This is a genomic window from Roseateles aquae, assembly GCF_032337115.1.
Taxonomy (GTDB): domain Bacteria; phylum Pseudomonadota; class Gammaproteobacteria; order Burkholderiales; family Burkholderiaceae_C; genus Roseateles_C; species Roseateles_C aquae.
On record NZ_JAVXZY010000001.1, the window covers coordinates 933,579 to 954,017 of the forward strand.

12 protein-coding genes and 1 other RNA gene are annotated in these 20,439 nt (G+C 66.7%); 6 read left to right on the forward strand and 7 right to left on the reverse strand.

The window, feature by feature from the left end:
• Nucleotides 1-36 precede the first annotated feature (36 nt).
• Nucleotides 37-2,364: a DNA polymerase III subunit gamma/tau gene (gene dnaX / locus RQP53_RS04085; RefSeq protein WP_315648795.1), complete on the reverse strand. Its 2,328-nt coding sequence runs from the start codon at nt 2,362-2,364 to the stop codon at nt 37-39.
• A 498-nt stretch (nt 2,365-2,862) separates the two neighbouring features.
• Between dnaX and RQP53_RS04090 the strand changes: the two genes are divergently transcribed.
• Nucleotides 2,863-3,987 (forward strand): AIR synthase-related protein, encoded by a 1,125-nt coding sequence (locus RQP53_RS04090; RefSeq protein ID WP_315648796.1) that lies wholly within the window; start codon nt 2,863-2,865, stop codon nt 3,985-3,987.
• A gap of 105 nt (nt 3,988-4,092) precedes the next feature.
• On the opposite strand, the gene RQP53_RS04095 is transcribed toward RQP53_RS04090, so the two are convergent.
• The gene (locus tag RQP53_RS04095) at nt 4,093-4,524 is read right to left on the reverse strand and encodes a hypothetical protein (protein ID WP_315648797.1); all 432 of its coding nucleotides are present in this window, start codon (nt 4,522-4,524) and stop codon (nt 4,093-4,095) included.
• Nucleotides 4,525-4,820: 296 nt separating this feature from the next.
• Here RQP53_RS04095 and ffs point away from each other — a divergent pair.
• An RNA gene (gene ffs, locus RQP53_RS04100) (signal recognition particle sRNA small type) lies at nt 4,821-4,918 on the forward strand.
• 98 nt (nt 4,919-5,016) lie between these two features.
• On the opposite strand, the gene RQP53_RS04105 is transcribed toward ffs, so the two are convergent.
• The 5 genes from RQP53_RS04105 to RQP53_RS04125 form a co-directional block, all read right to left on the reverse strand.
• On the reverse strand, nt 5,017-5,865 hold the full coding sequence (locus RQP53_RS04105; RefSeq protein ID WP_315648798.1) for a hypothetical protein: 849 nt from the start codon (nt 5,863-5,865) through the stop codon (nt 5,017-5,019).
• Nucleotides 5,866-5,906: 41 nt separating this feature from the next.
• Nucleotides 5,907-8,309, reverse strand: a complete 2,403-nt coding sequence (locus tag RQP53_RS04110) for a protein kinase domain-containing protein (RefSeq protein ID WP_315648799.1) — start codon at nt 8,307-8,309, stop codon at nt 5,907-5,909.
• 47 nt (nt 8,310-8,356) lie between these two features.
• A complete protein-coding gene (locus RQP53_RS04115) occupies nt 8,357-10,294 on the reverse strand; it encodes a serine/threonine protein kinase (RefSeq protein WP_315648801.1) in 1,938 nt (645 codons plus the stop codon).
• 118 nt (nt 10,295-10,412) lie between these two features.
• The gene (gene hrpA, locus RQP53_RS04120) at nt 10,413-14,342 is read right to left on the reverse strand and encodes an ATP-dependent RNA helicase HrpA (RefSeq protein WP_434064047.1); all 3,930 of its coding nucleotides are present in this window, start codon (nt 14,340-14,342) and stop codon (nt 10,413-10,415) included.
• A 37-nt stretch (nt 14,343-14,379) separates the two neighbouring features.
• Nucleotides 14,380-14,766: a VOC family protein gene (locus RQP53_RS04125; RefSeq protein ID WP_315648804.1), complete on the reverse strand. Its 387-nt coding sequence runs from the start codon at nt 14,764-14,766 to the stop codon at nt 14,380-14,382.
• A gap of 97 nt (nt 14,767-14,863) precedes the next feature.
• Between RQP53_RS04125 and argA the strand changes: the two genes are divergently transcribed.
• The 4 genes from argA to RQP53_RS04145 all read left to right on the forward strand — a co-directional run bounded on the left by argA (nt 14,864) and on the right by RQP53_RS04145 (nt 20,439).
• Nucleotides 14,864-16,204, forward strand: coding sequence for an amino-acid N-acetyltransferase (argA, locus tag RQP53_RS04130; RefSeq protein WP_315648806.1), 1,341 nt, complete (start codon nt 14,864-14,866; stop codon nt 16,202-16,204).
• Between the two features lie 77 nt (nt 16,205-16,281).
• Entirely contained in the window at nt 16,282-16,554 is a 273-nt protein-coding gene (locus tag RQP53_RS04135; RefSeq protein WP_315648807.1) for an oxidative damage protection protein, read from the forward strand.
• Nucleotides 16,555-16,775: 221 nt separating this feature from the next.
• Nucleotides 16,776-17,072 (forward strand): H-NS histone family protein, encoded by a 297-nt coding sequence (locus tag RQP53_RS04140; RefSeq protein WP_315648808.1) that lies wholly within the window; start codon nt 16,776-16,778, stop codon nt 17,070-17,072.
• 346 nt (nt 17,073-17,418) lie between these two features.
• Entirely contained in the window at nt 17,419-20,439 is a 3,021-nt protein-coding gene (locus RQP53_RS04145; RefSeq protein WP_315648809.1) for an EAL domain-containing protein, read from the forward strand.

The window sequence follows — 20,439 nt, forward strand, 5'->3', positions numbered from 1 at the left end:
GTATCGCCCGTCGCTACGCCAGCCGGCTCGCCCCAGTCAATGCGGCTTGATCGACCCCTGCACAATCCGCGCCGTCCTGAACTGGCTGAGCAGTTGCTGAACGAAGGGGTCTTCAAGAATGATCTGCTCGGCACGCCGCTGCCGAGCCTGCGTGGCCGTGGCCTCGCGCAGCGCGGCCGAATCGGTGGCCACGCCGGGCTCCAGCTCGATCTGCACCGGCTGATCCAGCAGGGCGGCCAAGGCGGACTGCAGCTTGTCCTTCAGCGCCGGCTGGCGCAGCGATTCGCGCTCGACGCGAAAGCGCCAGCGCTGCGGCGTGCTCTGCTCGTCGATGGCCAGGCACTCGGCCTGCATCGCCAGTTCACGCGCCAACGCTGTCAGCCCCAACTGCCTGACCAGGCCCGCCCAGCGCTCGCCGAGTGCTGTCGGCTGCAAGGGCACATCGGCGCCGGCAGTGCTGGCGTAAGCGCCCTCGCCGCGATCCGATCTGGCGGCGCGACGGGTGGGCTCGGGCAGGTCGCCATAGCCACCGTCAGCATCTGTTGCACCCGGAGCGCCCTGGGCACCATCTTCAGCCTCGGCCGGCCGGCCCGCTTCGCCAGCCTGGGCCGCGAAGCCGTGCCCGTCTTCATCGGCCGGCGGCGCGTCGAGCCAAGGCGGCAAATCATCGTCAGGGGCCGGCGCAGGCGCTGCAGCCACCGGCCGCGGGCGCAGCCGCGCGCTCATTGGCCCGGCATCGGCAGCATCGCGTGACAGGCGCCTGGCTGGCGCTGCCGTCGGCGCGGCAGGCAGGGCTGGCGCTGCTGCAGCTGCGACCTCGTCGACCGCAGGCTCGGGCGCAGCGTCTGGTGCAGCCCCAATCGCCAAGGGCTCGGCGGCTGCCGACTCAAACGCCCTCACTGGCGGCCGTTCACTTGGAGCGTCAGACGGCAGCTCGCTCGGCGAAACAAGGGGTGCGGCGGGCTCAGGCTGATTCAGCGCCGTGTTGGCGGCCGCATAGCCTGGGTCTGGCGCGGGCTCGCTGACTTGGGCTTGAGGGACTTCGGCATCGGCCGAACCGGCGGGCGCCCTGCTTACCGCTGATGCAAGCGGCAGGCTGGCGCTCGGTGGCGCGGTTCGTAGCAGCGGCGCTGTCGCAGCCGGGGCACTCGCGACCGGCGCAGCGTCAGCAGCAGCCGCAACAGGGGCCGGCGCGCTGCTGGCGGTCGACGTCGCGCCGCTCGTGCTCAGCGCCTTGCCGCCACCGCTGCCCCCACCACCGCCACCGGTCGGGCGAAAGCTGAGCATGCGCAGCAGCACCATCACCAGGCCTGCATATTCGTCCGGCGCCAGCGGCAGCTCCTGGCGGCCATGCAGGGCCAGGCTGTACATCAGCTGGGTCTCGTCGGGCGGCAGCAGCGGCGCCAGGCGGCGCAGCTCGGCGGTATCGGGGTCTTGCTCGTCCAGGGCGGCAGGCGCGGCCTGGGCCACGGCGATCTGCTGCAGCGTCGTCGCCAGGTCTTCCAGCGTGCCGGCCGCAGAAAGGCCGAGGCTGCGCAAGCGATCGGCCTGGGCGACGACGGCCGGGCCGTCGGCCGCGATCAGCGCATCAAGAATGGCCACCACATGGCCGCGGTCCACCGTGCCCAGCATCTGGCGCACGCCGGCCTCGGCCAACTGCCCGGCGCCGAAGGCGATGGCCTGGTCGGTCAGCGACAGCGCATCGCGCATCGAGCCGCGCGCCGCGCGCGCCAGCAAGCGCAGCGCGCCCGGTTCAGCCGGCACGCTTTCGGTCTGCAGCACCTGGGTCAGATGCGAGAGCACGTTTTGCGGCGACATCGGCCGCAGATTGAACTGCAGGCAGCGGCTCAGCACGGTGACCGGCACCTTCTGGGGGTCAGTCGTTGCAAGCACGAACTTCAGGTACTCGGGCGGCTCCTCCAGCGTTTTCAGCATCGCATTGAAGGCGGTGTTGGAGAGCATGTGCACTTCGTCGATCATGTAGACCTTGAAGCGGCCAACCACCGGCTTGTAGACGGCCTGATCAAGCAGCTGCGAAATTTCCTCGACGCCACGGTTGGAGGCCGCATCGAGCTCCACATAGTCGACAAAGCGACCGCTGTCGATATCGCGGCAGGCTTCGCAGACGCCGCAGGGCTGGGCGGTGATCGTGCCCTGGCCATCCGCGCCGGTGCAGTTCAGGCTCTTGGCCAGGATGCGCGAGACGGTCGTCTTGCCCACACCCCGCGTGCCGGTGAACAGATAGGCGTGGTGCAAGCGCTGCTGCGTCAGCGCATTGGCCAGCGCCTGCACGACATGCTCCTGACCCACCAGCTCCTCAAAGCTGTGGGGACGGTATTTACGCGCGAGGACCTGATAACTCATGAAGGCATTCTAGGGCTGCTGGAGGGGTAGGCCCCTCGCCCAGGTCCCCGGGCCTTTGGCCCGTGGGCTGGTCGGTCCCCCGAGGGGACGAAGCTTGGCGCCGCTTGCGCAGGCGCCGAGCTTCAGGGCAGCCGCCTTGGGGCGGCCCGGCGGCGGCTGAGGCTGCAGGCCCCTCGCCCAGGTCCCCGGGCCTGCGGCTCCGTGGGCTGGTCGGTCCCCCGAGGGGACAAAGCTCGGCGCCGCTGGCGCGGGCACCGCGCTTCAGGGCAGCCGCCTTGGGGCGGCCCGGCGGCGGCTGAGGCTGCAGGCCCCTCGCCCAGGTCCCCGGGCCTGCGGCTCCGTGGGCTGGTCGGTCCCCCGAGGGGACAAAGCTCGGCGCCGCTGGCGCGGGCACCGCGCTTCAGGGCAGCCGCCTTGGGGCGGCCCGGCGGCGGCTGCAAGTGCGGCGCTCAGGCTTGGCCTGGCTTGGTCTTGGCGCTGGTGACCGATAATGTCCCGATGAGCACGCACGCCCCCTCCTCTCCCGACACGCTGAGCTACGAGCAAGCCGGCGTCAACTACGACCTGATCGACCCGCTGAAGATCAGCGCCCAGCGCGCCGCTTCAGCCACTGGCGCCCATCTGGGCGTTCATGGCTTCAGCGAAGTGCCGGCCTCGCGCGGCGAGTCGGCCTATGTCGTCGATGTGGGCCCGTTCTATATGGCGTCCATCGTCGAGTGCCTGGGCACCAAGACGCTGGTGGCCGATGAGATGCATCAGCTGACCGGCAAGAGCTTCTATGCCGGCATCGCCCAGGACACCATCGCGATGGCGATCAACGACCTGATCACTGTTGGCGCCACGCCACTGGTGGTGCAGGCCTACTGGGCCGCCGGTGGTTCCGACTGGTTTGGCGACAAACAGCGCGCCCAGGCCTTGGTCGAAGGCTGGAAGAAGGCCTGCGACGTCTGCCAGGTCGCCTGGGGCGGTGGCGAGACGCCGGCGCTGGCCGGCATCGTCGAGTCCGGCCGCATCGATCTGGCGGCCTCCTGCACCGGCCTGATCAACCCGAAGACGCGGCTGTCGGTCGGCGACGATCTGGCTGCCGGCGATGCCATCGTGCTGCTGGCGTCCAGCGGCATCCACGCCAACGGCCTGTCGCTGGCGCGCAAGCTGGTTGAGCGGCTGCCGCAAGGCTATCTGACCGAAATCTCGCCCGGCCTCAGCTATGGCGAGGCGCTGCTGGCGCCGACGGTGCTGTACTCGCCGGTCACCGAAGCCCTGTTCAAGGCCGGCATCCAGCCGCATTACTGCGCCAATATCACCGGCCACGGCTGGCGCAAGCTGCTGCGCCATCCGGCGCGCTTCACCTACCGCATCCACACGGTGCCGCCAGTCACGCCGGTGCTGAAGTTCATCCAAGAACAGGCCAAGCAGGATGACCGCGAAGCCTATTCGACGCTGAATATGGGCGCCGGTTTCGCCATCTTCGTGCCCGCTGCCGACGCCGAGCGCACGGTCGAAATCTCGCGCGCCTGCGGCATCGAGGCCTGGGTGGCCGGTCAGCTGGAAGAAGGCGAGAAGCAGTTGCTGATTGAGCCGCTGAACATCCGCTTCAGCGACGACGATTTGCAGTTGCGCTGATCCGCAAGGCCGCCCCGCCACGGGGTGGGCTGATCACATCAACAAAGCCCGCCAGACTGCGACGCCTGGCGGGCTTTGTCGTTCATGGCGCCAACAGTGCGCCGCTCAGGCTCGCAGCCGCCAACCGGCCTGCCACAAGGCCTGCACTGCGGCCTTGCGGGCCTGTTGCAGCAAGTCGCCGGGCTGCAGCGCCGCGCCGCGCGGCAGCGCCGGGCTCAGCCATTGCGGGCCGGTATCGCGCCCCAGACGCGGCTGACCATGGCGCTCGGCGCGAAACAGCGCCAAACGCCAAGCCGGCTGACCGGGGTGGCGCGAGCGGTCAGATGCCTCATCGGCCAGCAGGCCGCACCAATCGTCGGCCTGCAGGCGGTAGGCGGCGGCGAGGATTTCTGCACTGCTGGGCGTGGCGCTCAGCTCGGCAACCTCGTGCCCATGCGGATCAAGCAGATGAAGCGGGGCTTGGACAGCGCTGGCGCCCCAGAGGCGGGCAGACTGAGCCTGGCTGAGCAGACGATCGAATTGAGCCAATCCGTGCATGAATGAAAAACTCCGAGAGCCCACTGGTGTACCGGCGTTTGCCGGCCCGGGGCATCTCGGAGCCGCAACGCTTTAGCCGTATTTGTGATCCGCCCGCAAGTAGTTGGTAAATCGGCGGCAGACAGCTCAAAGCTGAGCGTCTGCCACCATTGTAAGCGCGCTTTGCGCAAACAGCCAAGAGCGCCTGTGCCACATATCACCGCTTTTCGGCCGCCAGTCGCACGGCTTGCTGCGCCGCGATCGCTGGCGGCTGCAACTCGTTCGAGGACGCTGCGCCATCGCTTACAATGCGCGTTGACGGGCCTCCTCGCATGGAAGCGCGGCCAACCGGGTCAGGTGGGGAACCAAGCAGCCCTAGTCGTTGTGACCAGTGCCGGGGGTAAGGCTCGTCAACCCCGAATTCACGCGCGCCGCCTGGCGCACCGCCTCAAGCCCTCGATTCCTGTGAACGAGGGCTTTTTTGTTGCGACGTCCGACCGGACCAGGCCCACGTCAGTCTTGGTACTGGGGTTTGCTGCGGCGCAGATAGAACTCGTCAAACTGCGGTCGCAGGCGTTCGGCCGTGTCAGCGTCCAGCCAGGCGCGGCCCGTCTGGCGCAGCATCTCCGCGCCGGCCGGCGTGCCCAGCGTCCGATCGATGGTGCGTATGGCCGCCAAACCCCAGGGGGTGCGCGGGCAGGCAATGCCCAGCACCAGGGGCGCCGTGGAGCCCTGGATGGGCAGGCCAACAAAGTCGTCTGCGGCCAGCTCGCGCCGGCGCATCTGCTCCAGAGCGCCCTGCGCATCGATCAGATAGTCGCTGCGGCCATGGGCCAGCATGTCTTGCAGCCGCGTGCCAAAGCCCGCCGTGGCGTAATCGGTCAGCGATTTATTGCTGGCCTGCGCCTGCAGCAGGCTGTCGATGCGCTCGCCAAAGCTGCGGCCGCGCAGATAGGCGCCCTGCAAGCGCCCCTGCCGAAGCAGCGTTTCCAAATCCACCTCGCCAGCGGCATTGCGGGGCAGCGCCGTCAGCTTGTCGCGCCTGACGATCAATTCGGCCGGCGGCGCCAGCATGGTGTCGGCGAAATAGGCTTGAGCCTCACGCGCGGCCGTGCGCACCGTGGTCGGCCGGCAGGCATGCTCACCCCGTTCGATCATCTGCCAGCTGCGCAGCGCATTGGTGGCCAGCGGCTCGTGCTTGATCTCGGGCAGCTGCTTGGCGAGGTAGGCAACGATGGGATTGGGCTTGCTGGCATCGGCCTGCAACCAGATGATGTGCTCGACGGCAGGCGCGCCCCCTGCCGCCGCAGCTCGGGCAGCACAAGACAACATCATCAGACCCAGCGCACACAAGGTTCTCATGGCCATCGCTCAGAGATGCTTGCCACCGCGCTGGCTTTCGCTCAACCCGCCTGCTTGAAGGCCATCACCGCCTGGTTGCGCAGCGTGCGCAGCAGCGACAGCTCCTTTTCATCGAGGTCGATACCGCCGGGGCCGGACTTGTCGGCATAGATCATCGCGAAAGGCGCACCGCGCATGGCCATGGGCAGCAGCAGAAAGCTCGGTGACCAGACCGCGCCATTGAACCAGAGCGGCAAGCGACCGGCAATCTTCTCGGCGGTGGCATCGGCAATCAGGGTGTCGGCGCCCTTCTGGCAGACCGCCGAGAACAGATCGGCCTGGCCGCCGGCCGGCGTCCGCAGCGGCACGCGGAACTGACTGACCACGGCCTCAACGCCCTCACCGAGGCCGAAGCGGCCGGTCAGCATCTCCTGCTTGGGGTCGCGCAGGCAGAACACCACCCGCCTGAAGCCGAGGCCGCGGTAGATGGTTTCCAGAATCATCCGCAGCACTTCGTTGAGCTTGAAGTTCTCGACCATCACATTGGTGATGTCCTGTATGCCGGCGGCCAGCGTCTCTGCTGCCTGCTGGCGGAAGATCAGCCGCTCGTCCAGCGTCGGCTCGTGGATGACTGTGGCCTGCAGCTCATGCGGCGACAGCGTGTCGCTGAGTGCCGGGGCCAAGGGCGCCAACAGGCGCAGGCCCGGCGAGCTCTTGGGCAGATGAATTTCCATCGCATCGGCAATCTGCGTCAGCCGCTGGCGGGCCGCAACGGCCGCGGTGTCGAAGGCCTCGGGTGTGGTGCCCAGCGCGCGGGCGTAGCGCTGCGCCATCGCCTTGACGCGGGCATGGGCCTCGGCCGGGTCGGTGTGCAGGATCAGATCGGCCACATCATTGGCCGCCCGAGCCAGCCAGCGCTGGCGCTCGATGGGGCTGTCGACCAGCTTGTGCGAAGCCTCGCCATCCGGGCGACGCATGCTGCGCTGCAGCGACTCAGGCAAGCCCCAGGACTTCGCCACCCCCAGGCCCAGCTGTTCGTAGCTGATGCCCAGCACCTGGGTTGCGGCCACCGCCTCGCTCACCGGCGCCGCGGCACCAGGGCGACGTTCGGCGCGGGTCAGGCGGCGAATCTGGGCCGCTTCTTCCGGGAAGTAGAACTCACTGAGCAGGCGGCCGAGATTGAGGAACATCGCCGCCAGAAAGGTCTCCTCGCTCTCGCGCGGATTCAGGCACAGCTCGCGGGCCAGCGAACCGGCCATCAGCGAGCGCAGGAACTCGACGCGCAGCTGCTGCGCATGGGCCTTGTTTTCCATCCGCTCCAGCAGGATCAGCGACAGGGCCAGATTGCGTATGCCGGCAAAGCCGACCAGGGCCACCGCACGCGACACCGTGCTGATGCTGCCGCCGCCGGCGTGGCTGAAATGGGCGGTATTGACCAGGCGCAGCAGCTTGTGCGTCAGCGCCACGTCCTTCAGGATCTCGTTGGACAGGCTGGTCAGGCTCTCGTTCTCTGAGGCCGTCAGCTTTTGCACTCGCGACACCGCATCCGACATCGCCGGGAAATCGCTCTTGTGGCGCATGCGGCGCAGCAGGAAGTCCAGCGTCGCGTTATCGACCATTTCCTCGGCGGGCACCTGCAGCGCGGGATGCAGCCACTCGGCCAGCGCATTGTGGAAGTCCTGCGCACTGGCCCAGCGCTGGGCCGGGTTGCGCGCCAGGCCGCGTTGCACGATGGCACGTAGCGCATCGTCGACATCCGGCCCCAGGCCATGAGGCAGCAGCAGGTCTTCGGCGATCACCCGGCGCACCGCGCGCCAGGGATCGGGGTCATGGTTCAGGCGCACGCCCGACAGCAGCTCGGCCAGCATCACCGCCACCGCGAACACATCCATCTGCGGCGTCGGCGGCAGGCCGCGCGCCGCCTCGGGCGAGATATAGCCCGGCGTGCCGACGATGCGCTGCGGCGTTTGCGCGCCCAGGCCTTCGACCACGCGCGCGGCGATGCCAAAGTCCATCACCCGCGGCCGCCCCTTGGGATCGAGCAGGATGTTGGAGGGCTTCAGATCGCGATGGACCAGCCCGGCCGCATGGGCCGCCGCGAGCGCGTCCAGCACGCCCAGCATCAGCTCGACCGCGGCACGCGTGTCCAGCGGCGCGCCGCTGCGCAGCCGCTCGCTGAGCGTGCCGCCGGGCACGTATTCAAAGGCCATATAGGCTTGGCCATCCTGCATATCGGCCTCGAACACCGGCACGATATTCGGATGGGTCAGTCGCGAGACCGCACGGGCCTCGTGCAAGGCCTCGTCAAAGTTTGGTGCATCGGCGCCGCGCTTGAGCACCTTCAGCGCCACTTCACGGTCCAGCCTGGGGTCGTGAGCCAGCCAGACTTCGGCCTGCGCGCCCTGGCCCAGCAGCTTGAGCAGCTTGAATCTGCCCAGGGCGGGTGGCGGCTTGGTGGCTTGCATGATGGGGCGCTGGGTTCTGGCCTGTATCAGGGCGGAGAAGGAGCTGTTCAGGGCGTGCCTCGGGTGGTCGGCTTGGGCGAAGGCGGCTGCGCACCGAGGCGGGCGCGCAGCGGCGAGGGAATCGGCGCGGCGGGCGATTCGGGCATCGCCAGATCACTTGTCATCTGCGCTGCACTCTGGCCTGACATCAGCGGTTCGCTGCTGAAGCTCGGTTCGTCCATCAACTCGGCTGCGGCTGCGGCACGGTCAGGCAGTGCCGGTTCGCTGTCGCGCGAGGCCAGCTCCGGATGCAAGGCATGCATCACGTCGCGCAAGCCCAAACCCAGCGCCCGCGAATAGCGCCGCGCGGCCAGTTCGACCGCCTGCTGGCGCTTGTGTTCGGGCAGCAGCTGCGCATCGACCAGCTCATTGGCCAGGCTGCAGGTCAGGCGCAGCAGTTCGGCATCACTGTCGCCGGCGCGCACCGGCGCATCGGGCGATTGGCGGTGCATCATGTGCATCACCTCCTCGCCCAGGCTCCAGTGCCGCGCGACGGCCAGGCCAAAGGCCTCGACATCGCAGCCCAACACCGCATAGGCGGCGGCCTGCTCGCTCATGCCAACCGGATTGGGGTTGTCCTCGGTCGGCTCAGCCGGCTGCATCAGCTGGCGCACCTGCTGAGCGTCATCGGGAAAGTGGTACTGCAGCAGCAAACGGCCCAGGTTCTGCAGCAGGCAGATCAGGTAGACCACCTCGGCGTCGTAGCCGGCCGGCCGCAAGGTGCGCGCAATCACGCCGGCGCGGTGCACCCGCCGCATCAGGCTTTTCAAGAGCTCTGCCTGCACTTCGCCCAAGGGGCCTGGCCAGGGTTTGATGGCGCGTGTGGCCTGCTGCAAGCCATTCAGTCCCAGCATCGCAATGGCACGCTGAAGATTCAGCACCGTGCCGCTGCCGCCCTGCTGCTTCAGCGCGTTATTGACCCGGCGCAGCAGCTCGAGGCTCAGCGCCATGTCCTGCAGCACCAGCGTCGACAACTCGCTGGCATGCTGCGCCTCCAGCGCCGAGGACTGCGCGATCCGCGCCAGCTTGGTCGAGCTGCTGGGCAGATGCCCGGCCCGCTGCATCTTGTCCATCAGCAGCGCGATCGGGCCGCCCTGCTCGTAGGCCGCCGCCGTGCGCCAACCGTCGAGTGCCCGGTGGAAGCTGCGCGCCAGGTGGTAGCGCTGGCGGGCCTGACGATCGGTGGCACGGTTGGCGATCGCGCGCAACGGCTCGGCGATCGGATGCGGTGTCTCCCAACTCAGCCGCACCAGCTCGCGGCCCAAGGGCTGCATCTGCTGCACCGCCGCCTGCAAATCGGTTTGCTCCAGCACGGCTCGGCCGGTCAGCAGCCGGTGCAGGATCAGCCCGACGCAGAGCACGTCCTCTTCCGAGGATTCGCGCACCGCGCGGCGGGTGACGGTGTTGAAGTCGGCGCTAGCCGGAAACACCTCCTGCGCTACTTCCAGGCCCACTAGGCGCACCTGGTTGGCCGCATTGATCAGCACATGGGCGCACTGGATATCGCGGTGGGCATGGCCGGCCTCGTGGGCAAAGGCCAGGCCCTCGAGCAGCTGGCAGACCCAGTCGGCCGCGTCCAGTGGCGTCGGTGCGTTCTGCTTCTGCAAGCGCTCATCCAGCGTTTCGCCCAGTGCACGGTCATAGGCGATATAGGGCCACATCTCGACCCGGCTGACCTCGACCACATGGGCCAGGTTGGGATGCTGGACGCGGGCGCCGGCCTGCGCCATCTTCAGCCAATGCGCGAGTGCCTCCTCGCTATTGGGCTTCTCGCGCGGCATGGACAGCAGCATCTCCTGGCCATGGCGTGAATCGAAGACCAGCCACAGCATGCTGCGCGCACTCTTGCCCAGCAGGGCACGCAACTCGAAACGGCCAAAGCGGCGCATCGGCGCAGCGGAGGCTGCCGGTGCGGGTGCCGGCGAGGACGGGGAAGAAGCAGACACGGCGGAAAGGACCTGGGAGCTCTGTTGGCTAGCTTCGCCGATTTGAACCGCAAGCGCCAGCCCGCAATCGCCGGAACTGGGCAGAATTACTGCCGCTTCCGCAGTGCAGCACGCCGCCTCAGTTGCAGATCTGCTGCCAAACCTTGTCCAGCCGCTTGACGCTGACCGGCTGCGGTGTGCGCAGCTCCTGGGCAAACAGGCTGACGCGCAACTCCTCCAGCTGCCAGCGGAAATCGCTCAGCCGGGCATCCTGCGTCCCCTTCAACTCGGCCAGCCGGCGCAGATAGCGCTGCTCCAGCGGCTTCAACTCGGCCATCAGCCGGGCATCACGGGCCGCGTCAACCCGCCATTTGTCCAGCCGCGCGACGATGGCCTTCAAGTAGCGCGGCAGGTGCTGCGCCTGGGCCCAGGGCGTCTGCAGCACAAACTGCTTGGGGCAGAGCCGCTGCAGCTGGGCCTGGATGTCCTCGGCCACGTCCTTGGGCGCGCGGCTGTCCTTCAGCTTGCGCAGTGCCGCCTGGTACTCGAGCAGGATCACGCCGCTCAACCGTGCCACTTCCTGCGCAATCAGGTTGAGCCGGCTGCGGCCCTCCTCGATGCAGCGCTTGAAGGCGAACTCGTCGCTGGGCAAGGGCTCGCTCAGAAAGGCGCGGTCCAGCGCCACGCCGATGATCTGCTCGCGCAGCTCCTCGGCCGTGCCAAGCTGCATATAGGCCACCGACATCTTCTGCAGGTCCGGAATGTTCTTTTCCAGATACTTCAGCGGCTCCTTGAGCTGCAAGGCGACCAGGCGACGCAGGCCCTGGCGGTGCTTGGCGGCCGCGACATCGGGTTCATCGAAAACCTCGATCTCCACATGCGCGCCCTTGTCGATCAGCGCCGGGAAGCCGATCAGCGCCTGCTTGCCGCGCTGGATCTCCATCAGCTCGGGCAATTCGCCAAAGGTCCAGCTGGTGTAGGTCTGGCTGGCCTCGCGCTTGTTCCCTGCTTCGCCAGCAGCAGACTTGGCCTTGCTCACGACCTCCGCACGCAGCCCGCCCGCCGCCACCGGCGGCAGCGGTGCCGGCTCGGGCGCCGTGCTGGCCAGCTTCAGCTGCGCCAGGGCCTGGAAGGCCGAGCGGGCCTGGCCGCCCAGCTCCGCCTTCAGCGCGGCCAGATTGCGACCGATGCCGAGTTGGCGGCCATGTTCGTCAACGACCAGGAAGTTCATGAACAGATGCGGCTGCAGCTGTTCCAGCTTGAAGTCATTGCGCTGCACGGCCAGCTGGCTGCGCGCCTTGACCGCCTTCAGCAGCACCTCGACCAGGCTGCCCTGGGCAAACGGGTTCAGCTCGACGAACTCGGCCACGAAGTCCGGCAGCGGCACCAGCCGTGCGCGCGGCTTCTGGTGCAGGCTCTTCAGCAGCGCCATCACCTTGGCTTCCAGCATGCCGGGCACCAGCCATTCGCAGCGTTCCTCGTTGACCTGGTTCAGCGCGTAGATCGGGATGCTGACGGTCAGGCCGTCGCGGGCATCGCCGGGCTGGTGCAGATAGTCGGCACGGCAATCGACGCCGCCCAGCCTGATCGTCTTTGGAAACGCGTTGCTGGTGATGCCGGCCGCCTCGTGGCGCATCAGCTCATCGCGGCTCAGATGCAGCAGGCGTGGATTGCCGCGCGAGGCCTCGCGGTACCAGCGCTCCAGGCCGTGGCCGGAGCAGATGTCCTGCGGCAGCTGCTGGTCGTAGTAGGCGAAGATCAGCTCATCGTCGACCAAGACGTCCTGGCGGCGCGATTTGTGCTCCAGCTCCTCGACCTTGGCGATCTGCTTCTGGTTGTGCGCCAGAAAGGGCAAGCGGGTGTCCCACTCGCCATTGACCAGCGCCTCACGGATGAAGATCTCGCGTGCCTTGGGCAGGTCCACACGCCCGAAGTTCACCCGCCGGTTGCTGTAGATGACGATGCCGTAGAGCGTGGCCCGCTCGAGTGCAATCACCTCACCGGCCTTCTTTTCCCAGTGCGGCTCCAGCAGCTGGGTCTTGAGCAGATGGCCGGCCATCGGCGCGATCCACTGCACATCGATATTGGCGATGCCGCGGCCGAACAGCCGCGTGGTGTCTACCAGTTCGGCCGCGATGATCCAGCGACCCGGCTTCTTGCTCAGATGCGCGCCGGGATGGCGCCAGAACTTGATGCCGCGTGCGCCGAGGTACCACTCGTCCTCATCGCTCTTGCAGCCGATATTGCCAAGCAGGCCGGCCAGCATCGACAGGTGCACCTGCTCGTAGGTGGCCGGGCTGCCGTTCAAGCGCCAGCCATGCTCGGCCACCACGGTGTGCAGCTGCGAGTAGATGTCGCGCCATTCGCGCACCCGGCGCGGCGAGACGAAGTTGTCGCGCAGCAGTTGCTCGTAGCGGCGGTTGGACAGCTTGTGCGAGGGGTGGGCACCGTCCGCACCCGGGCCCTGCCCGCCCTTGGACTCTTCCAGCCATTTCCAGAGCTTCAGATAGCCCATGAACTCCGAGCGCTCATCGTCGAACTTCTTGTGCTTTTCGTCGGCCTGTTGCTGCTGCTCCATCGGCCGGTCGCGCACATCCTGGCCGGACAGCGCGCTGGCAATGATCAGCACCTCGTTCAAGGCCTCGCGGCTCTTGGCCTCCAGAATCATCCGGCCGACGCGCGGGTCCAGTGGCAGCTTGGACAGCTCGCGGCCCATGCTCGTCAGCTCATTGCGCTCATCGACCGCGCCCAGCTCGGCGAGCAGCTGATAGCCGTCGGCGATCGCCTTGCGCGGCGGCGCCTCGATGAAGGGGAAGTCCTCCACCTGCCCCAGATGCAGCGCCTTCATGCGCAGGATCACACCGGCCAGCGAGGAGCGCAGGATTTCCGGGTCGGTGAAGCGCGGGCGCTCGTTGAATTCCTTTTCCGCGTAGAGACGGATGCAGATGCCGTTCGAGACCCGGCCGCAGCGGCCGGCACGCTGATTGGCTGCCGCCTGGCTGATGCCCTCGATCTGCAGTTGCTCAACCTTGTTGCGATAGCTGTAGCGCTTGACGCGGGCCAGGCCCGGGTCGATCACATAGCGGATGCCAGGCACCGTCAGCGAGGTTTCGGCCACATTGGTGGCCAGCACGATGCGGCGCTGGCCATGGGGCTCGAACACCCGATCCTGCTCGGCCTGCGAAAGCCGCGCGAACAGCGGCAGGATCTCAACCCCGGGCGGATGGTGCTTGCGCAGCGCGTCCGCGGCCTCGCGGATCTCGCGCTCGCCGGGCAGGAAAACCAGCACATCGCCGCCGCCTTCGCGCCAGAGTTCGTCAACAGCGTCGGTGATCGCGTTGTTGAGGTCGTACTCGCGCGACTCCTCGAAGGGCCGATAGCGCTGCTCGACCGGGAAGGTGCGGCCCGAAACCATGACCACAGGCGCAGGACCCTTGGCCGACTCGAAATGCTTGGCGAAGCGCTCGGCATCGATGGTCGCCGAGGTCACCACCACCTTCAGATCGGGCCGGCGCGGCAGCAGCTCGCGCAGATAGCCGAGCAGGAAGTCGATGTTCAGGCTGCGCTCATGGGCCTCGTCGATGATCAGCGTGTCGTAGGCCTGCAGCAGCGGGTCGGTCTGCGTCTCGGCCAGCAGGATGCCGTCGGTCATCAGCTTGACCGACGCACCCGGCTGCAAGCGATCCTGGAAGCGGACCTTGTAGCCCACGATCTCGCCCAGCGGCGTCTTCAGCTCATCGGCAATGCGCTTGGCCACGCTGGACGCGGCAATGCGCCGCGGCTGCGTGTGGCCAATCAGCCGGCCGGTGTTGGCCCGGCCACGGCCCAGCACCAGCGCCAGCTTGGGCAGCTGGGTGGTCTTGCCCGAGCCGGTCTCGCCGCAGACGATGATGACCTGATGCTCGTTGAACAGCCGGGCAATCTCCTCGCGCCGGGCCGAGACGGGCAGCGATTCGGGGAAGTCGATCGGGGGCAGTGGGTTGGCCGCTGCCACAGCCTGTGTCGGCCGCGGAGGTCGAGCCGAGCGCCTGGGCGCCGGTGCAGATGTTGGGGGGAGCTTTGCATTCACGAGGCGCGGATTATCCGCGCCCCGCGACGGTCGGTGTTCAGCCGGCCTTTGGCTCGTAACTGATGATGTTGATCACGGCCCCCTGCGGGTCACTGATACAGGCCATTCGCCCGACTGTCGGCACATCCATGGCCGGCATCAGCACGGCACCGCCCAGGGACCTGCACCGCTCAATAGCGGCATCGACATCTGCAACTGTCACATAGCACCGCCAGACCGGTGCTTCGCCGCTGGGATCCGGAGATGCCATCATGCCGGCAATTGCGACATCGCCAATTTTTGCGACTCGGTACTGGCCGGTCGGCATGTCCATGCTTTCAATCGACCAGCCAAACAGCTGGCCATAGAACTCAGCTGCAGCAGCCGCGTCCGAGGTCATCAATTCCGACCAGCTGAAGGCACCTGGGGTCGTGAACGCATCCATTCTGGGCTCCTTTTGAAAGTGGAACCTGATGCTCGCGAGAAGTAACGCGGCATGCAAGTGACCAAACGCATGCATGGCTGCGGCACAATTCCGGCCCATGAGCCTGGTCTTCCCCCACACCTTCGTCCCCTGGTTTCGCGCCGTCGCCCCCTATATCCACGCCTACCGGGGTGAGACCTTTGTGATCGGCATGGCCGGCGAGTTGATTGCCGCCGGCAAGCTGAACGCCTTTGTGCAGGATCTCTCCATCCTGCATGCGATGGGCATCAATATCGTGCTGGTCCATGGTTTCAGACCCCAGGTCAATGAGCAACTGGCCGCCAAGGGCCATGCCTCGCAGTACAGCCACGGTGTGCGCATCACCGACGCCATCGCGCTGGACTGCGCCCAGGAAGCCGCCGGCCAGTTGCGATTCGAAATCGAAGCCGCCTTCTCGCAGGGCCTGCCCAACACGCCCATGGCCAATGCCACGGTGCGGGTGATCTCGGGCAACTTCCTGACCGCGCGCCCGGTCGGCATCGTCGATGGCGTTGATTTCCAGCACAGCGGCCTGGTACGCAAGGTCGATGCCTCGGCCATCCAGCGCGCCCTGGACACCGGTGCCGTCGTGTTGCTGTCTCCGTTCGGCTTCTCGCCCACCGGCGAGGCCTTCAATCTGACGATGGAAGACGTGGCCACCAGCACCGCGATTGCGCTGCAAGCGGACAAGCTGCTGTTCGTCTCCGAGGTGGCCGGCGTGCGCGAGGATCAGGATGACCCGGAAAGCGCCATCGACACCGAACTGGCCCTGGCCGATGCCGAGAAGCTGCTGGCCCGCCTGCCCGAGCCGACCCAGCCGACCGATGTGGCCTTCTACCTGCGGCACTGCGTGCGGGCCTGCCAGGCCGGCGTCGAACGCTCGCACATCCTGCCTTTTGCCGTTGATGGCGCCTTGCTACAGGAGGTCTATACCCACGATGGCATCGGCACCATGGTGGTTGACGAGAAACTCGAATCCCTGCGCGAGGCCGGTTCCGACGATGTCGCCGGCGTGATTGCGCTGATCGAACCGTTTGAGCGCGATGGCACCTTGGTCAAACGCGACCGGACCGAAATCGAACGTGATATCGAGCTGTACACGGTGATCGAGCACGATGGCGTGATATTTGGTTGCGCCGCGCTCTATCCCTATGTCGAGGCGCGCACCGCCGAAATGGCAGCGCTGACGGTGTCGCCGGCAGTGCAAGGCCAGGGCGATGGCGACCGGATACTGAAACGGGTCGAGCAGCGCGCCAAGGCCATGGGTTTGTCCAGCATTTTCGTGCTGACGACACGAACCATGCACTGGTTCATCAAACGCGGTTTTGCGCAGGTCGACCCCGAATGGTTGCCCGAGGAACGCAAGCGCAAATACAACTGGGATCGGCGCTCGCAGGTGCTGGTCAAGAAGCTGTTCTGACCCTACGAAACAGCCGACAAATCGAGCTGCGCTAGAGTGCGCAGCATTCATCACTAGCGCGAATTCAAGAGGTTGATATGGCTCGCAGCGTCCAATGTGTTTATCTGAAGAAAGAAGGCGAAGGCCTGGATTTCGCGCCCTATCCCGGCGAGCTGGGCAAGCGGATTTACGAGAATGTTTGCAAGGAAGCCTGGGCGGCCTGGATGAAGCACCAGACCATGCTCGTCAATGAAAACCGCCTGAATCTGGCCGACCAGCGCGCCCGCCAGTATCTGGCGCGGCAGATGGAGCAATTCTTCTTTGGCGCCGGCGCCGAACAGCCGGCCGGTTATGTGCCGCCCAGCGCCTGAAGCCACACGCTGAGGGCTTAGCAAGGCCGGCAATAGAAAGCACGGCCTTGCGATATGGCTCTGGCCACGCGCTCTAGTTTCAATTGGCCGACTGGTGAATACCCAAACAATTCACATTTGCGCGACAGTGGCCGCTAGCAACATTTGAAACCCTGTGCCTATAATCAACTCGCCTAGGTGGTTTGTGATCTGCCTGGAAACCAACGCGAGGATTTGCACAGATGGCATCACTCAAAGACCTGCTTGCCCAACGGGCCGCTCTGGATCAACAGATTGCAGAAACGCAGGACAAGGAGCGCAGCGAAGTTATCAACAAGATCAAGGCGCTGATGGCTGAATACAGCCTGACGATTGCTGATCTGAGCTCGCGCCAGCCCAAGGTTCAAAAGGCTTCCAAGGTTGCCGTCAAGTATCGCAACCAGGCTACAGGCGAAACCTGGAGTGGCCGCGGCCTGCAACCCAAATGGCTGAAGGCGGCCATTGGCGCCGGCGCCAAGCTGGAAGACTTCCACGTTTGAGCAGCCGCTGATCTCGCCTGGATGAGTGTCCAAGCGCGGCCAGGTTTTCGCCCGATCTTTGCCGGGTCGACAGCACGATAGATAGGTCGCCCTTTTTCCTGACTGCTGAATGAATGCTGCCTCCGGGCAGCATTTTTTATTGCGCAGCAGTTTGTGCGGGCAGCAATTTCGCCGCAATTTCGCCGCAATGGCGCCCGGCGCAGCGCCTCGGATATTTGTCGTGCGAATTGTGGCTCGGGGTTTATGAGCCCGCCCATTCGCAGGGGGCGGATCGCCGCCTGTCGGCAGCGGCGCTGCTAGCATCACCGACCGTCCGCCTTCTCGGCCACTTTGCCCTGCCCGCCCCTTGCTCTCCCTGTTCGCCAACGACCGCACACCCGGCCCCGCCAGGCACCCGGTACTCACGCTGCTGCTGCCATTGCTGCTGACCGCCGCAGCTGGCACTGCACTGCTGGCGCTGACGCCCGGGCTCAGCCTTCAAAGCGGCATGCCCGCCTTGGTCTGGCCATTTGCCGGGCTTGCTCTGGGCAGCCTGGTGCGCTGGGGTTGGTCCATGCTGCTCGGCCTGGCTCTGGCTGCGGCGGCGGCTTCGCTGTTGCAAGGGCAGAATCAAGTTCATGCGCTGAGCTCGGCCATCGCCGCCTTGAGCGGCGCCAGCATCAGCTATGCCGCCTGGCTGACCTTGGGGCGCAGTCGCAGCCTGCGTTTTCGCGCCGATGTGCTGGCCTTGCTGCTGCCGGGTGCCGTGCTCGGCGGTGGCGCCCATGCGCTGAGCCTGGTTCTGGCCGAATCGCTGGCTCAAGGCTCGCTGCTGGCCCAGTTGGACCGCCAGTTCCTCACCCAGGCACTGCAATGCTGGGCCGCCGCCGCGGCGGGCACCCTGCTGCTCGCGCCCTGCTGGCTGGCCGACTGGCGCGCTCATCGTCTGGCTGCCGGTGGTGCTTGGCAGCCCGGCAATCTGCTGCTGATGCTTACCGCCTTGGGCCTGAGCTTGGCGGGCGCCAGGCTGCCGCTGGCCGGCGCGCCGCTGCTGCTGCTGCCCCCCTTGCTGCTGGGCTGGCTGGCCCTGCGCTGCCCGCTCGGGCCCGCTGCACTGACCGCGCTGGGCATGGCCATCGCGCCACTGTTGCTGGCCCGCCAGGGCCTGGCACCTGTCTTTGCCGGCGAGCAGGGGCAGCTGCTGCTGTGGATCTGGTGCAGCGCCATGCCCCTGGTCGTGCTGCTGACCCATGGCACCCAGGGCGAACTGCAACTGCAAAGCGAGAACTGGCGGCGCAGCATGGCCGCCACCGGGGCCGCCTTTGCCGAATGGCACACCGAGCCGGGCCGCAACTACCGTTCGCCAGGCTGGATGCTGCTGATGGGCCACAGCATGGGTTCAACGGCCCATGCCGACGATTGGCTGGATCGCCTGCACCCCAACGACCATCAACGCGTGCTGCAAGCACTGGAGCAACTGCAGCAGGGCAGCGAGGAATGGCAGGACCAGATCCGGTTGCGCAGCGAAGATGCCCAATGGCTGCCCTTCGAGCTGCGCTTGCAGGTGCGCTCTCGCGATCTTCACGGTCGCGTCGGCCATTGGCTCAGCTGCCTGACCGACACCAGCCTGCAGCGCCAGGCTCGCGAGCAGCAGCGCCTGGCCAACAGCCTGTTCCAGCATTTGCATGAGGGCTTGCTGATCACCGATGCCCAGCACCAGGTGCTTGATGCCAATCCGAGCTACTGCGAGCTGATGGGCATGGAACGCGAGGCCCTGATTGGCAAGCCAGCAGCGCCGCTGGACATTTACGTGCTCAGGCTGTCGGGCCATGACCCCCAGGATGTGCGCGAACTGCTGGAGGAGCGCGGCCACTGGCAGGGCCTCGTCACCTTGCTTGGCGCACAGCACACCCAGCGCCGTGTGCAGCTGACGGTGTCTGTCGTGCCTGAAGCCGAGGGCTCGGCGCGCTATCACGTGCTGGCAGTCAGCGACCGCAGCATCGAGCTGCAGCAGCGCGAGCTGATCGAGCGTCAGACCCGCTACGACCTCAAGACCGGCCTGCTCAATCGCAGCGAATTCATGCTGCGCCTGAAGAGCGCCTGCCGGCAATCCGAGCGCGAGGGCTTCATGCTCTGCCTCTGCCATCTGGACCTCGACCAATTCAAGCGCATCAACCAGGGCCTGGGCGAGGCTGAGGCGGATCGCGTGCTGGTCGAGGTGGCAGAGCGTCTGCGCAGCAGCCTGCGCAACGCGTCGCAATGGTCAGACGAGGTGGCTCGCCTGGGTGGCGATGGCTTCGCCCTGCTGCTGCGCTGCCACAGCCTGGAGGAGGCACGCCAAGCGGTCGAACGCTTCCTCACTGTGCTGCGCGCGCCCTTCTACCTTGACGATCAACAAGCGCCACTGAACCTGACTGGCAGCATTGGTGCCACCTTGTTCCCGCAGGATGCCTCCGGCGCCGAAACGCTGATGCGGCATGCGGCCCACGCGCTGTATCGCGTCAAACGCTCGGGCCGCGATACCTACGAGTTCTTCGACACCGAGAAGCGCCTGCGCAACGAGCAGCGGGTGCTGGCCATGGGCCGCATGCAGCAGGCACTGGACTCCGGCGAGCTGCTGCTCTACTACCAGCCCAAGGTCGATATGCGCAGCGGCAAGGTGCTGGGCATGGAAGCGCTGCTGCGCTGGCACCATCCAGAGCGCGGCGTGCTCGGCCCCGGCACCTTCCTGCCGCTGATCGAGCAGACCGGCCTGGGCGTGCAGGTCGGTGACTGGGTGTTTGAGCAGGCCATGCGCCAGTGCTCGCAGTGGCTCGCACTCGGTCTGGACCTGAATATCTCCGTCAACGTGGCGGCCCGGCATCTGCAGGCCGAGGACTTTGCGCTGCGCCTGAAGGAACTGCTGGCCCGCCACGAGGCCGCCGTCGCCAGCCATCTGATGCTGGAAGTGCTCGAGTCCGCCGCGCTGGCCGATATCGATGCCACCCATGCGCTGATCCAGCGTTGCAAGGGTCTGGGCGTCAGCTTCGCGCTCGACGATTTCGGCACCGGCTATTCAACGCTGACCTATCTGAAGCGCCTGCCGGTCGACACGCTGAAGATCGACCGCTCCTTTGTGCAGAACATGTTGATCGACAACCAGGACCATGCACTGGTCGAAGGCGTGCTGGGCCTGGCCCGCACCTTCGGCTGCGAGGTGGTCGCCGAAGGGGTGGAATCGGCCGCCCATGCCGAGGCCTTGCTCGCCCTGGGCTGCCATATCGGCCAAGGCAATGGCATCGCCATGGCCATGCCGGCGGCCCAGGTGTCTGACTGGGTCAAGGCCTTCGAGGCCGCCCCGAGTTTTGGTGGTCGTGTCGAGCTGCCCCGCACCGGCACGCTAGACTGA

Bases quoted from the DNA above. Each gene is read 5' to 3' on its own strand.
- RQP53_RS04090 (WP_315648796.1), top strand. From the start codon at position 2,863: ATGAGCACGCACGCCCCCTCCTCTCCCGACACGCTGAGCTACGAGCAA.
- dnaX (WP_315648795.1), bottom strand. From the start codon at position 2,364: ATGAGTTATCAGGTCCTCGCGCGTAAATACCGTCCCCACAGCTTTGAG.
- RQP53_RS04140 (WP_315648808.1), top strand. From the start codon at position 16,776: ATGGCATCACTCAAAGACCTGCTTGCCCAACGGGCCGCTCTGGATCAA.
- RQP53_RS04105 (WP_315648798.1), bottom strand. From the start codon at position 5,865: ATGAGAACCTTGTGTGCGCTGGGTCTGATGATGTTGTCTTGTGCTGCC.
- RQP53_RS04135 (WP_315648807.1), top strand. From the start codon at position 16,282: ATGGCTCGCAGCGTCCAATGTGTTTATCTGAAGAAAGAAGGCGAAGGC.
- RQP53_RS04125 (WP_315648804.1), bottom strand. From the start codon at position 14,766: ATGGATGCGTTCACGACCCCAGGTGCCTTCAGCTGGTCGGAATTGATG.
- RQP53_RS04110 (WP_315648799.1), bottom strand. From the start codon at position 8,309: ATGCAAGCCACCAAGCCGCCACCCGCCCTGGGCAGATTCAAGCTGCTC.
- argA (WP_315648806.1), top strand. From the start codon at position 14,864: ATGAGCCTGGTCTTCCCCCACACCTTCGTCCCCTGGTTTCGCGCCGTC.
- RQP53_RS04095 (WP_315648797.1), bottom strand. From the start codon at position 4,524: ATGCACGGATTGGCTCAATTCGATCGTCTGCTCAGCCAGGCTCAGTCT.